This window comes from Achromobacter sp. UMC71 (assembly GCF_014170305.1).
In the GTDB taxonomy this organism is placed as follows: Bacteria; Pseudomonadota; Gammaproteobacteria; order Burkholderiales; family Burkholderiaceae_B; genus Achromobacter.
The window spans coordinates 1-13,554 of sequence record NZ_LZZT01000028.1; the positions used below are offsets into that span (position 1 = coordinate 1).

General features: G+C 67.8%; 14 protein-coding genes. 6 read left to right on the plus strand and 8 right to left on the minus strand.

The window, feature by feature from the left end; all coding sequences use genetic code 11:
- Positions 1-17: 17 nt before the first annotated feature.
- Positions 18-806 carry an ABC transporter ATP-binding protein gene (locus A9974_RS12645; protein WP_183004437.1) on the plus strand — a complete coding sequence of 263 codons (789 nt, stop codon included), beginning with the start codon at positions 18-20 and terminating at the stop codon, positions 804-806.
- Complete coding sequence (locus A9974_RS12650) at positions 794-1,504, plus strand: ABC transporter ATP-binding protein (RefSeq protein ID WP_183004438.1); 711 nt, start codon at positions 794-796, stop codon at positions 1,502-1,504. Before A9974_RS12645 ends, A9974_RS12650 begins: the two co-directional genes overlap by 13 nt.
- Before the next feature lie 33 nt (positions 1,505-1,537).
- Here A9974_RS12650 and A9974_RS12655 read toward each other — a convergent pair whose 3' ends face one another.
- From A9974_RS12655 to A9974_RS12685, 7 genes are all read right to left on the minus strand, one after another.
- A complete protein-coding gene (locus A9974_RS12655; protein WP_183004439.1) occupies positions 1,538-3,097 on the minus strand; it encodes an acetolactate synthase large subunit in 1,560 nt (519 codons plus the stop codon).
- A 153-nt stretch (positions 3,098-3,250) separates the two neighbouring features.
- Complete coding sequence (locus A9974_RS12660; RefSeq protein ID WP_183004440.1) at positions 3,251-4,003, minus strand: amino acid ABC transporter ATP-binding protein; 753 nt, start codon at positions 4,001-4,003, stop codon at positions 3,251-3,253.
- A gap of 4 nt (positions 4,004-4,007) precedes the next feature.
- A complete protein-coding gene (locus A9974_RS12665; RefSeq protein ID WP_183004441.1) occupies positions 4,008-4,700 on the minus strand; it encodes an amino acid ABC transporter permease in 693 nt (230 codons plus the stop codon).
- A 30-nt stretch (positions 4,701-4,730) separates the two neighbouring features.
- Positions 4,731-5,522: an ABC transporter substrate-binding protein gene (locus tag A9974_RS12670; RefSeq protein ID WP_183004442.1), complete on the minus strand. Its 792-nt coding sequence runs from the start codon at positions 5,520-5,522 to the stop codon at positions 4,731-4,733.
- A gap of 39 nt (positions 5,523-5,561) precedes the next feature.
- Positions 5,562-6,470 (minus strand): arginase family protein, encoded by a 909-nt coding sequence (locus A9974_RS12675; RefSeq protein WP_183004591.1) that lies wholly within the window; start codon positions 6,468-6,470, stop codon positions 5,562-5,564.
- 303 nt (positions 6,471-6,773) lie between these two features.
- Positions 6,774-7,640: an IclR family transcriptional regulator gene (locus A9974_RS12680; protein WP_183004443.1), complete on the minus strand. Its 867-nt coding sequence runs from the start codon at positions 7,638-7,640 to the stop codon at positions 6,774-6,776.
- 173 nt (positions 7,641-7,813) lie between these two features.
- Positions 7,814-8,836, minus strand: a complete 1,023-nt coding sequence (locus A9974_RS12685) for an amino acid ABC transporter substrate-binding protein (RefSeq protein ID WP_183004444.1) — start codon at positions 8,834-8,836, stop codon at positions 7,814-7,816.
- 353 nt (positions 8,837-9,189) lie between these two features.
- Here A9974_RS12685 and A9974_RS12690 point away from each other — a divergent pair, with 353 nt between their 5' ends.
- From A9974_RS12690 to A9974_RS12705, 4 genes are read left to right on the plus strand one after another with little or no spacing between them, the layout of a single operon-like run.
- Positions 9,190-10,209 carry a tripartite tricarboxylate transporter substrate binding protein gene (locus tag A9974_RS12690; protein ID WP_183004445.1) on the plus strand — a complete coding sequence of 340 codons (1,020 nt, stop codon included), beginning with the start codon at positions 9,190-9,192 and terminating at the stop codon, positions 10,207-10,209.
- A gap of 51 nt (positions 10,210-10,260) precedes the next feature.
- Entirely contained in the window at positions 10,261-10,941 is a 681-nt protein-coding gene (locus A9974_RS12695) for a 3-oxoacid CoA-transferase subunit A (RefSeq protein WP_183004446.1), read from the plus strand.
- Between the two features lie 10 nt (positions 10,942-10,951).
- Entirely contained in the window at positions 10,952-11,593 is a 642-nt protein-coding gene (locus tag A9974_RS12700; RefSeq protein ID WP_183004447.1) for a 3-oxoacid CoA-transferase subunit B, read from the plus strand.
- Positions 11,593-12,420, plus strand: coding sequence for an IclR family transcriptional regulator C-terminal domain-containing protein (locus tag A9974_RS12705; RefSeq protein WP_183004448.1), 828 nt, complete (start codon positions 11,593-11,595; stop codon positions 12,418-12,420). The genes A9974_RS12700 and A9974_RS12705 overlap by 1 nt, the downstream gene beginning before the upstream one ends.
- Before the next feature lie 81 nt (positions 12,421-12,501).
- Here A9974_RS12705 and A9974_RS12710 read toward each other — a convergent pair whose 3' ends face one another.
- Positions 12,502-13,551: an L-threonylcarbamoyladenylate synthase gene (locus A9974_RS12710; RefSeq protein ID WP_183004449.1), complete on the minus strand. Its 1,050-nt coding sequence runs from the start codon at positions 13,549-13,551 to the stop codon at positions 12,502-12,504.
- Positions 13,552-13,554: the final 3 nt, after the last annotated feature.

Here is a 13,554-nt window from a genome sequence, read left to right on the forward strand (position 1 = left end):
GATTTCCGGAGAACCCCATGCCTGATCCCCTGCTGGCCGCGCGCGGCGTGACCCGCCGCTTCGGCGGCCTGACCGCTGTCAACGACGTCTCGCTGGCGCTGCGGCCAGGCGAAGTCCATGCCGTCATCGGCACCAACGGCGCGGGTAAATCCACCCTCATCAACATCCTGTCCGGCGAGCTGGCGCCCAGCAGCGGCGAGGTATCGCTGGGCGGCCGCGACATCACCGCCTGGGGCCAGCCCGAGCGGGCCCGCGCCGGATTGGGCCGCAGCTACCAGCGCTCGACCTTGTTTCCCGAACTGAGCGTGTTCGAGAACTGCCGTCTTGCCGCGCAAGCGCGGCGCCAGCGCTTCTGGCATTGGTGGCGGCCGGCGTCATCCTGCGCCGCCAGCGCGGCGCTGGCCACCCAAGCGCTGGCGCGCACCGGCCTGGCCGATGACGCGGCGCAGCCCGCCGGGCTGCTACCGCACGGACGCAAGCGCCAGCTTGAAATCGCGATGTGCCTTGCCGGCGAACCGCAGGTGCTGCTGCTGGACGAACCGCTGGCCGGCATGGGGCCGGAAGAAACCGACCGCATCCTGGCCCTGTTGCAAACGCTCAAGGACGGCCACGCCATCCTGCTGGTGGAGCATGACATGGACGCGGTGTTCCGCATCGCCGAGACGATCACGGTGATGGTCAACGGCAGCAGCATCGCCAGCGGCAGCCCGGCCGAGATCCGCGCCAACGAGCAGGTGCGCACCGCCTACCTGGGCGATGAATCGGACGCGCACGGCGACGCGGGAGACACGTCATGCGCGCACTGATCGAGGCAGGCGGCCTGCATGTGTATTACGGCGCCAGCCATGTGCTGCGCGGCGTCGACCTGCGCATTGACGCCGGTGAATCGGTGGGCCTGGTGGGCCGCAACGGCATGGGCAAGACGACGTTGATCCGCAGCCTGGTGGGCCAGGTCCGCAGCGCGCACGGCAGCGTGGCCGTGCGCGGCCAGGACTGCACTCGCGCCCGCCCGCATGCCATCGCGCAACTGGGAGTGGCCTACGTGCCGGAGGGCCGCGGCATCTTCCCCAACCTGAGCGTGCGGGAAAACCTGCTGGTGGCCGGCCGCAAGGGGCAACAGGACCGGCAGGACTGGACCTACGAACGCGTGCTGCAGACCTTTCCGCGCCTGACCGAAAGACTGGGCCACGGCGGCCAGCAGCTGTCGGGCGGCGAGCAGCAGATGCTGGCCATCGGCCGCGCGCTGATGACCAACCCCGACCTGCTGATTCTTGATGAAGCCACCGAGGGCCTGGCGCCGCTGATCGTGGCCGAGATCTGGAAGATCATCCGCCAGATCCGCGCCACCGGCATGTCCACCCTGATCGTGGACCGCAATTACCGCGCGGTGCTGGCGCATACCGACCGCTGCGTGGTGATGGAAAAAGGCCTGATCGTGCAGGACGGCGACAGCGCCGCGCTGGCGGCCAGGCCCGAACAGCTGACGCGCTATCTGGGCGTGTAGCGGGAAGGCCGGCGGCCCTGCCCGCGCCGCCGGTCAGATCAGCGCTTCGATCAGGAACGGACCGCGGCGCTTCAAGCCTGCCTGCAGGGCGCGGGCAAAGCCTTCTACCGTGTCCACGCTGACCGCTTCCACGCCCATGCCGCGCGCCAGGTGGGTCCAGTCCAGGTAGGGTTCTTCCAGGTCGAGCATGCGGCGCGCGTTGCGGCCGGGTTCCACGACACCCACGTTCTTCATTTCGCCGTGCAGCGTGGCGTAGGACCGGTTGGCCAGGATCACCGTCAGGCAATCGAGGTTTTCGCGCGCCTGCGTCCACAGCGCCTGCAGCGTGTACATGCCGCTGCCGTCGGCCTGCAGGGTGACGACCTTGCGGTCCGGGCAGGCCACCGCCGCGCCTGTGGCCATGGGCAGGCCGATGCCGATGGCGCCGCCGGTCAGCATCAGCCAATCGTGCGGCGCGCTGCTGGCGCTGTAGATCGGAAATTCGCGGCCCTGGGTGATGGATTCGTCGCAGACGATGGCGTTTTCGGGCAGGTGGTGCGCGACCAGGATGTTCACCGCCGCGCCCGTCAGCTTGCCCGTGGCGGGGACCTCGTAGGCAGCGGCCGGCGCGGCCAGGCGCGGCGCGTCGGCGGCGATGCCCAGCTCGTCGGCCAGCCATTCCAGCGCATGCGCCAGGTCTTGTTCGCCGGTGGCCAGCACCACCTGCTGGCAATCGGGCGGCGCCAGCAGGCTGGGCTTGCCGGGATAGGCAAAGAAACCCACTGGCGCCTTGGCGCCGGCCAGCACCAGGTGGCGCACGTCTTTCAGCTTGGCCACGGCCAGGTCGATGGGATAGGGCAAGCGGTCCACCGGCGTGCGCGCGCCGCCGCGTTCGATGCGGCGGTTGGAGGTTTCGGACATCAACCGCACGCCGGTGGCGCGCGCGATGCGGCCGGCGGCATTGAGCGCGCGGTCGCGCAGTGCTGCGCCGCCCAGCATCAGGGTTGTGACTTCGCCGCTGCGGATCGCCTGGGCGGCGGCGCGGACGGCGTCGATGGACGTATGCGGCACAACGGCGTCAGTGACCTTGACGGGGGCCGGCGTATCGGCCGGCAGTTCGGTCCAGGCGGTATCGGCCGGCAGGATCAGCGTGGCGATATTGCCCGGCTTGCGGCGCGCCACGGCGATGGCCTCGGCGGCGTCGGCGGACATGGCCTGCGCGGTCAGGCTGCGCTTGACCCAATGCGACATCGGCCGCGCCACGCCTTCGACGTCGCTGGTCAGCGGCGCGTCGTATTGCACGTGATAGGTGGCGTGGTCGCCCACGATGTTGACCATCGGCGTGCGCGCGCGCTTGGCGTTGTGCAGATTGGCCAGGCCGTTGCCCAGGCCCGGGCCCAGGTGCAGCAGCGTCGCGGCCGGCTTGTCGGCCATGCGCGCATAGCCGTCGGCCGCGCCGGTGACGACGCCCTCGAACAGGCCCAGCACGCAGCGCATTTTCGGCTTGCGATCCAGCGCCGCCACAAAGTGCATCTCGGACGTGCCCGGGTTGGCAAAGCAGACGTCCACATCGTTGGCAAGGAGGGTATCGCAAAGACTATCAGCGCCGTTCATCGTGTTTCCCTGGTTGTTTTGTTGGCTCGGGCAGGCGGCGAACCGCCCGCCCCCTGGCATGATAGGTAGCGTAGCGCAAACTCGGTAGAGCCATTTTCCGCGCTCGGCATGGAACCATTCCGGTCTCGTTCCGGCTGCCGGAATTTTCGCCCCCTAGGCCAGGATCTGCCCCAGGAACGCCTGCGCGCGCTCGGAACGCGGCGCGGAAAAGAAGTGGTCCGGCGTATCAACCTCGACGATGGCGCCCTGATCCATGAACACCACGCGGTCGCCGACCTCGCGCGCAAACCCCATTTCGTGCGTGACGCAGACCATCGTCATGCCGTCCCGCGCCAGCGACACCATGGTGTCCAGCACTTCCTTGACCATCTCGGGGTCCAGCGCCGAGGTGGGCTCGTCGAACAGCATGATCTTGGGCTGCATGCACAGCGCGCGGGCGATGGCCACGCGCTGTTTCTGGCCACCGGACAACTGGCCGGGATACTTGGCCGCGTGCTGCGGAATCTTGACGCGTTCAAGGTACTGCATGGCGCGGCGCTCCGCCTCTTCGCGCGCCACGCCCTTGACCAGCATCGGCGCCAGCGTGCAGTTCTCCAGCACGGTCAGGTGGGGGAACAGGTTGAAGTGCTGGAACACCATGCCGACTTCCGCGCGGATGCGCTCGATGTTCTTCACATCGTCGTTCAGCTCGATGCCGTCGACCACGATGCGGCCTTTCTGGTGGTCTTCCAGCCGGTTGAGCAACCGGATCGTGGTGGACTTGCCCGAGCCCGACGGACCGCACAGGATCAGTTTTTCGCCGGGGCTCACTTGCAGGTCCAGCCCGTCCAGCACCTGGAAGTCGCCATACCATTTCGAGACGCCCTGCATCGTGATGATGGGCGCCGCGCGATTCATTCCGTCCATGGCGTCAGGCCTTTGAGATGTCGTGGTTATCGCCCGCGCCGCTCCAGTAGCCCGGCACGGTCAGGCGCTTTTCCGAGCGGCGGAACAGGTAGGCCAGGATGCTGCACAGCGCGAAATAGATGACGCCTACCAAGGTGTAGACCGTCAGCGCCTGGAACGTGGCGCCAGCCAGCATTTCACCGGCGCGCATCAGTTCGTACACGCTGATCACCGCCACCAGCGAGGTTTCCTTGATCAACACCAGCGCGTAGTTGCCCAACGCGGGAAAGATGGTGCGCAGCGCCTGCGGCAGCACGATGCGCTGCAGCCGCTGCCCGCGGCGCAGGCCCAGCGCGCGGGCCGCCTCGTACTGGCCCGAATCCACCGACTGGATGCCGCTGCGGAACAGCTCGGCCAGGTAGGCGCCGAAGTTCAGCGTCAGCCCCAGCACGCCGGCCACGAAGCCGTTGATCACCACACCCATCTCCGGCAAGCCGTAATAGATGTAGAACAGCTGCAACAGCAGCGGCGTGCCGCGGATGATGTCGATATACAGGCGCGCGGCGCGGCTCAACGCCCGGTGCCGCGACAGCCGGCACAGGCAGACGACCAGGCCCAGCGCCACCGCCAGGAATGCCGAACAGAAAAACAGCGCCAGGGTCCAGACCGTGCCCTCGGCCAAGGGGGTCAGGTACATGCGCAGGGTAGCGAGATCCAAGTCGTGCTCCTTATCCGTGCCGGGACGGCCTTATTTGCTGAGCAGGTCCGATACGCCCCACTTCTGCCCGATGGCGGCCAACTCGCCGTTGCGCTTCATCTCGGCCAGCGCGGCGTTGACGGCGTCCAGCAACGCGGCGTTGCCCTTCTGCACCGCCATGCCCACCTGCCACTTGCGCTGCGGCTGATAACCGGTGTCCAGCTTCACGCCCGGGATGTTCTTGGTCTTGATCTGATAAATGATGCTGGGCGGATCGACGATGCCCAGGTCGATGCGGCCGGCGCGCACGTCGGCCAGCAACGTTGAATAGTCCTGGTAGGTCGACACCTTGGTGCCGGGCATGTCCTTGATCATGTTGAACTGCACCGAGTCCACCAGCACGCCGACCTTCTGGCCCTGCATGTCCTCGAACTTGCCGTAGCGCTTGGCGGCCTTGTCGCTGACCACGATGCCCTCGCCCCACTCGTAGACTGGCGCCGAGAAGTCGATGGCGCGGGCACGCTCCTCGGTAATGAACAGGGGCGCGGACATGACGTCGGCGCGGCCCGAGGTCAGCGTCGGAATCAGGCCCGAGAACGGCACGTCGGCCAGCTTGTCGGACACGCCCAGGTGCTTGGCCACCGCGGCCGCCACGTCCACCATGATGCCTTCCAGGCGGTTCGATTGCGGATTCTTGAAGCCGTGGGGCGGCGCGGACGCGGTGGTAACCACGTTCAGCGTCTTGCCGGCGCGCACTTCGTCCAGCGTGCGCCCAACCCCGGCGCCGGCTTGCGCCAGCAGGGCGGCCGAAGCCAGGCCGAGCAGGATGGATTTGAGTTTCATGGAATTCCCCTTGTATGAATGAATGCCGCGGGCGCCGGATCAGGCCGGACGCCCTTGCGGGTACTGCCGTACCGCCACCGCCGCCAGCGCGCAGAATTCCTGCATGACGGTGGCGGCCAGGAAGGCCGTGGCGCCCTGCACGTCCTGCGGCGGCGAAACGGTATTGACGTCGAACGCCACGAAGTTCAGCCCAGCCAGTTGGCGCAGCAGCGCCAGCCCTTCCTTGGGCGACAGTCCGCCCCACTCCGGCGTGCAGACGCCAGGCGCGCACGACGGATCGAAGATGTCCATGTCGAAGCACAGGTAGACAGGCCGCTCGCCGATGCGCTGCTTGATGTCGTCCAGCGCGCCCTTCTGGTCGGCGTCGAATTCGTCGTAGGGCATGATCGTGTAGCCGACCTCGCGGCCGAACTCCAGCACGCCCGGCATGAAGGAACTGCCGCGCGTGCCCACGTGGAAGCTGCGCTGCACGTCCAGCAGGCCCTCTTCGGCGGCGCGGGTAAAGGTGGTGGCGGTGTTGTAGCCGGGGATCGGATAGGTATCCGTATGCGAGTCGAAATGCAGCACCACGAAATCCGGATGGCGCCGTGCCACCGCGCGCAGCTGCGGCAGGGTCACCGCGCCGTCGCCGCCCATCGAAATGGGAATGGCGCCGGCGTCCAGGATGGCGCCGATGCCGGCCTCGATCAGCGGATACGAGGCGTCGGGGTCGCCGGGATGGCAGGCCACGTTGCCCACGTCGACCGCGCGCAGGAATTCAGGCGGATTGTCGATGCCGTGGCGACGGAAGATATCCACCGGCCGCAGCAGGCGCGACTGCTCGCGAATGGCGTCCGGGCCCTGGCGCGAGCCGACCCGGAACGGGTGCGTGCCGCAATCAAAGGGGATGCCCACGACGCAGGCGCGCGCGGCGCCGGTGCCGGCGTCACGCGCTGACGGCAGGCCCATGAACCCCGAGACGGGATGAAAACAGACTTCGGTGGACGGCGGCACAGCGCGGCTCCCTGGCGTCGGCCAGCCGCGTCGGAATCGCGTCTGGCCAAAAAATTTAGATTCAATCGAATCGCTGTGCGATACGATCACGTCAAAATCAGAGTAACGCGCAAAAAGACCAGCCGCCAATTAGGGAATTTCCCTGAGCGGCTCGCCTATTACCTTATTAAATTAGTCGGAAATATGCCGTGGCCGGCTCGCGCATGGTGCGCCGCGCGCGCACCAGATTGCAGCCTGCCCTGAGGCAGGCCCGCGCGGTCAGGCCTCGTCGCCCAAGGACGGCAACGCGCCGCGCAGCGAGCCGCCGGGCGGCTCCCACTCGTAGAACGGATGCGAGCGTCCCAACGTGCGGGATGCGCTGATGGCATGGGCCGTTTCCACCACCTGGGGACCGAACACGGCCTGCGCCTGCTCGAACGACCAGCGGCTGGAAGGCACCGACACATTGACCGCGCCCAGCGGCGTGCCGCCCGCGTCCAACACGGCCGCGCTGATGGTCATGTCGCCCGGATAGAACTCGCTGTTGGAACGCGCATAGCCATGCCGGCGCGCGAATTCCAGCTCGGCCATCAATGCGTCCAGGTCGGTGATGGTGGAGGCCGTGAAGGGCTTGCGGTCGCAGCGCTGGAGCAGGCCGCGCGCCACGTCCGGGTCCAGGCGCGCCAGCACCGCGCGGCCCGATGCCGTGGTGTACAGCGGCAGGCGCATGCCGACCGGCATGTTGACGAACATTTCCTTGTGGGTGGCAAAGCGCGCCACGTAGACCATGTCCAGCCCGTCGGGCTCGGCCAGGCTGCAGGTTTCCTGGCAGTTGCGGTTCAGCGAGTGCAGGAAGGGGTTGCCGCCCAGCACCAGCGGGCTGGTCTGCACATACTTCATGCCCAGTTCCAGCGACCACGGCCCCAGCGAGAACTTCTTGCTGGCCGGATCCTTGCGCAGGTAACCCAGCGTCCATAACGTATGCGCGAAACGCTGCACCGAACTTTTGCTCAAGCCCGTGGCCTCGGCCAGTTCGGGCAAGGTCATCGCCGGCCGGCCTTCGCCGAAGGCCCTGAGCACGGAGACGCCGCGCGCCAGCGCGGCGATGAACAAGGGGGAATCCTCGGCGGGTTGGGGTTGCGTCATGGCGCGCGGAGCGTCCGGGGGAAAAGCGCATAGCGTACCGCATAACGGTTTACCCGTATCGCATCGCGATCCTCGTCACCGAGCAGTCCCTGACGAACCGGGTCGACAACGGCTCGCCGCCACCAAAAGAAAACGGCCCGCGCTAACGGGCCGTTTGCCTCATGCCGTCTTGCTCAGCGGATCGGCCACGGGTACATGGCGCCGCCCTTGCTCCACAGCGCGTTGGTGCCGCGTTGCAGGCCCAGCTTGCTGTCCTTGCCGACGTTGCGCTCGAACACTTCGCTGTAGTTGCCCACGGCCTTGATGGCGTTGTAGGCCCACTTTTCATCCAGGCCCATGTTCTTGCCGGCGCCCGGCGTCACGCCCAGGATGCGGGCGATGTTGGGGTTGTTGCTCTTGAGCATCTCGTCCACGTTCTTCTGGGTGATGCCGTATTCCTCGGCTTCCAGCAGCGCGAACAGCGTCCAGCGGACGATGCCCAGCCAGTTCTCGTCGCCCTGGCGCACCATGGGGCCCAGCGGCTCCTTGGAGAAGCGTTCCGGCAGGATCTCGTAGTCGTCCGGCTTGGCGACCTGGGTGGCGCGCACGGCGGCCAGTTGCGAGGCGTCATCGGTGAAGGCGTCGCAGCGGCCGGATTCGAACGCGCGCACGACTTCGGTGACCTTGTCGATCACGACCGGCTTGAACTCGATGTTGTTGGCGCGGAACCAGTCGGCCAGGTTGAGCTCGGTGGTGGTGCCCGGCTGCACGCAGACGGTGGCGCCGTTCAGTTCCTTGGCGCTTTTCACGCCCAGCTTCTTGTTCACCAGGATGCCCTGGCCGTCATAGAAGCTGGCGGCCACGGCCGACAGGCCCAGCGAGGTGTCGCGGGTCTGGGTCAGCGTGACGGTGCGCAGCAGCACATCGACTTCGCCCGACTGCAGCGCGGTGAAGCGTTGCTGGGTCGACAGCGCGGTGCCCTTGAATTTGGTTGCGTCGCCGAACACGGCGGCAGCCACGGCGCGGCAGATGTCCACGTCCATGCCTTCCCATTCGCCCTTGCTGTTGGTGGCCGAGAAACCGGACACGCCGTCGGTCAGGCCGCACTGCACATAGCCCTTTTTCTTCACCGCATCCAGCGTGGGGCCGGCCACCGCTGCCTGGGACGCGCAAGCCAGGGCAAGAGCGCCGGCAGCAAACGAGATCAACCGCTTCATTATTGCTTCTCCTGAATTAGGTGCCCGCGCCGGCCTGTAGGCCTGCCGCGGCTGAAACCGAGCCCATGCTTTGCGGGCCGGCCGCCAGATTACGCGATGTCCACGGCGTGAACAACGCGCAAGCGCCTAGTGGAAACCCGAGGTGAAAGCGTCCGGCAATGGCCCCTAAAGTCCGATCACCGAACTTTATCCGCACCCTCCACGACCGATGACGCCCACCCTGCGTGCCATACTTTTTTCGCGACCTGTCCGAAAGACGGCGCAATCTACATTCCCAGAAAAACCGGCCGCGCCACAACAAAAAACCCGGGCTGCGCGCCGGCATTCGGCCGATTCATGGAGGAGACAAATCCATGGCACAAGCAAGGAAACCGCAGCCCCGCAGCCTTGCGGCAGGACATCGCCGCCACGCCCTGAAAACCCTGTTGTACGCCACGCTGGCCGCCTGCGGCCTGGCCGCGGGCGCCGCGCACGCGGCCGACGCCTGGCCCGGCAAACCCATCAAGGTGATCGTGCCCTACACGCCGGGCGGATCCACCGACATCGTCACGCGCATCGTGATGGAAAAACTCGGGCCGCGCCTGAAGCAGACCATCATTGTCGAGAACCGGCCGGGCGCCAACAGCAGCGTGGGCGCGGGCATCGCCGCCAAGGCCGACCCCGACGGCTACACCTTCCTGTCGATCCTGCCGGCCTACATCATCAACTTCCATCTGTACAAGCTGGGCTACAAGCCCGAAGACCTGACGCCGGTGGCGCAGATGGCCGACCTGCCGCTGTTTCTGTTCGTGGCGCAGGACCTGCCCGTGAACAACCTGGCCGAGCTGGTGGCCTATGCGCGCAAGCACCCGGACAAGCTCACCTACGCGTCCAGCGGCAACGGTTCCAGCGCGCACCTGACCGGCGCCGACTTCGCGCTGCGCAACAAGCTCACGATGACGCACGTGGCCTACAAGGGCAGCGCGCCGATCCTGACCGACCTGCTGGGCGGCCGCGTGTCGATGGTGTTCGACCCCATCCTGGTGCCGATGCAATACGTCAAGCAGAACCGCCTGAAGGCGCTGGGCTTTACCGGCAAGGCGCGCTGGCCCACTGAGCCCGACATCCCCACCATGGAAGAAGCCGGCATGCCCGGCTTCGTGACCGGCTCCTGGGCCGGCCTGATGGCGCCGGCCAACACGCCCAAGCCGATCATCGAACGCATGGCGCGCGAGATCAGCGAAATCGTGCAAGAGCCGGACGTGCGCCAGAAATTCTTGGACGCCGGCTTCCTGCCGGCCAGCGGCACCAGCGAGCAGTTCGCCGAGCTGATGAAGCAGGACTCGGCGCGCTACGCCGACATCATCAAGCAGGCCCGCATCACGGTGGACTAAGGCACGCGGGGCGCGCCGGCAAGCCGCGCCCCGCCCGGACAGAAGGCAACCATGATCGACAAATTCATCGACACCCCCCAGGCCGCGGTGGCCGACATCCATGACGGCGCCACGCTGCTGGTCAGTGGCTTCGGCGGCGCCGGCATGCCCACCGAACTGCTGCACGCCCTGATCGAGCAGGGCGCGCGCGACCTGACCGTGGTCAGCAACAATGCCGGCAACCACGAAACCGGCCTGGCCGCGCTGATCAAGGCCGGCCGCGTGCGCAAGGTGATCTGCTCGTTTCCCAAGGCCTCGCACTCCTGGGTCTTCGACGCGCTATACCGCCAGGGCAAGATCGAACTCGAATGCGTGCCGCAGGGCACCATCGCCGAACGGCTGCGCGCCGCCGGCGCCGGGCTGGGCGGGTTCTTCACGCCCACGGCCTACGGTACCGAACTGGCCGCCGGCAAGGAAACCCGCATCATCGACGGCCGCGGCTACGTGTTCGAGTCGCCGCTGCACGGCGACTTCGCGCTGGTCAAGGCCGACCAGGCTGACCGCTGGGGCAACCTGACCTACCGCAAGAGCGCCCGCAACTTCGGCCCCATCATGTGCATGGCGGCCAAGACCACCATCGTGCAGGTGCGCGCCAAGGCCGCGCTGGGCGAACTGTCGCCCGAAGCCGTGGTGACGCCCGGCATCTTCGTGTCGCGCGTCACCGAAGTGGCCAACGCCGCGTTCTCCAGCTGAAGGAACCCGCATGCATACCCCCCTGACCCGCGAGGCCATGGCGCGCCGCCTGGCGCTCGACATTCCCGACGGCAGCTACGTCAACCTGGGCATCGGCATGCCGGTGCTGGTGGCGGCCCATCTGCCGGCCGGCCGCGAAATCGTGCTGCACAGCGAAAACGGCATCCTGGGCATGGGCCCGCCGCCCGCCGAGGCAGACATCGACCTGGACCTGATCAACGCCGGCAAGCAGCCGGTCACGCTGCTCGACGGCGGCGCGTACTTCCATCACGCCGATTCGTTCGCCATGATGCGCGGCGGCCACCTGGACATCTGCGTCATGGGCGGCATGCAGGTCGCGGCCAATGGCGATCTGGCCAACTGGTCGCTGAACAAGCCCGGCGAAGCCCCCGCCGTGGGCGGCGCCATGGACCTGGCCGTGGGCGCGCGCAGCGTGTACATCATGATGGAGCACACCAGCCGCGACGGCTCGCCCAAGATCGTCGAGCGCTGCACCTACCCGTTAACGGGCGCCGCCGTAGTGGACCGTATCTACACGGACCTGGCCGTCATCGACATCACCCCGGCGGGCCTGGTGGTCCGGGATATGATCGACGGCATGACACTGACAGAACTGCAGCGGCGCACCGGTGCGCCGCTGCGCGCAGGCTGATGCTGCCCAACCTTCCCCCACCCGGCTACGCCGCGCCACTGGCCCCTGAAGACCACCCCGACCAGTTGCGCGGCGATCCGGACTACATGCTGACGCTGGCGCGCGGCCTGCACGTGATCCGCGCGTTCGGTACCCGGCGCCATCCGCAGACCGCCGCCGAACTGGCGCGCCGCGCCGGCCTGCCGCGCGCGGTGGTGCAGCGCTGCCTGCACACGCTGATGCTGCTGGGCATCGCCGAACAGCATGGCCGCCAATACGTGCTGACCCCGCGCATCCTGGGCCTGGGCTATGCCTATTTTTCGTCTACGCCGTTCGTGTCGCTGGCCCAGCCTGTGCTTGAGGAACTGAGCGCCACCGTCAACGAAACCTGCGCGCTGGCGATCATGGAAGGGCACGAAATGCTCTACCTGGCGCGTTCCGAGGTGAACCGCCTGCTGGCAACCTCGATGGGCCTGGGCAGCCGCTTGCCGGCCTATTGCACGTCCATCGGCCGGGTGTTGCTGGCGCAATTGTCCGAACCCGCCCTGGCGCGCTACTTCGCCGCGGTCGACCTGCAGCCCTACACGGAATTCACGCTGGTCACCGAAGCGCGGCTGCGGGCGGAACTGGCGCGCATCCGCGAGCAGGACTACGCGGTGGTCGACCAGGAGCTGGAATTGAATGTGCGCGCGATCTCGGTGCCCGTGCGCTCGGCCAGTGGCAAGGCCTGCGGCGCGGTGAACGTCAGCGTCAAGGCGGCGCGGGTGCCGCTGGAGCGGCTGACGGGAGAATTCCTGGCGCCGATGCGGCAGGCGGTGGAACGAATCGGGGAATTCCTGGCAGCATGACCGGCGCTGCCGGACGCGCGGAGCGCCCGGCCAGGACCGGGCCTGGACCAGCGGCCTTTCACGCCGCGCCGGCCGACCCGCTTACAGGTCGGTCGTGTCCAGCGTGAACGCCGCCGCGGCGCGGCCGATGCGGTCGTTGACGGCGTGCCATTCGTCGCTGGCGGGCGGCGCCTGCACGATGATGCGGGCGTAACCCTGGCCGTCCAGGTCGCGCAGCAATGCATACAACGCCTGGGCGTAGCGCGCCGGATCGGCGGGCACCTGCTGCCATTGGATGCGCGGGTCGATCGCCGAGGGCCGCGGCGCATAGGCCACCACCACCACCTTGCCCGCCGGCAGGCCGCGGCCTTGCTGCACGGCCTGCAAGCGCGCATCGGACGCAAGTTCCAGCGCGGTGCGCGGCGCGTAGTGCGCCTTCAGCGTGCCGGAGGCGCGCGGCGCGGCGGCGTCGGGCGCGAACACCTGCACGCCCAGCACGGCTTCGATCTGCGCGGCGGTGACGTGGCCGGGGCGCAGCAGCACCGGGCCCGCGCCGCGATCCAGCCGCGACAGGTCCAGGATGGTGGATTCGATGCCGACCTCGGACGCGCCGCCTTCCAGCACCGGCATGCCGGCCGCGACTTCGTCGGGAAATTCGCTTTTCACATGGTCGGCGCGGGTCGGCGAGACCTGGCCGAACTTGTTGGCGGACGGCGCCGCCACGCCGCCCTGTCCGTTCGGCTTGCCGGCGGCGAACGCCGCCAGCAGCGTCTGGGCCACGGGATGCGAGGGGCAACGGATGCCGATGCTGTCCTGTCCGCCGCTGACCGTGTCGGCGATATGCGGCGCGCGCTTGAGGATCAGCGTCAGCGGACCCGGCCAGAAGGCGTCGATCAGCAACCGCGCCTCGGGCGGCACGTCGGCCGCCCAGTACGACAGGTCGCCCTGCGGCGCGATGTGCACGATGACGGGGTGGTTGGACGGCCGGCCCTTGGCGGCGTAGATCTTGGCCACCGCCTGCGGGTTCTCGGCGTCGGCGCCCAAGCCGTAGACGGTCTCGGTGGGAAACGCGGCCAGTTCGCCGTCCAGCAGGCGCTGGGCGGCAAAGGCGATGTCCGCGGCGCTGGCGGAATGGGACGGCTTGGCGGACATGGC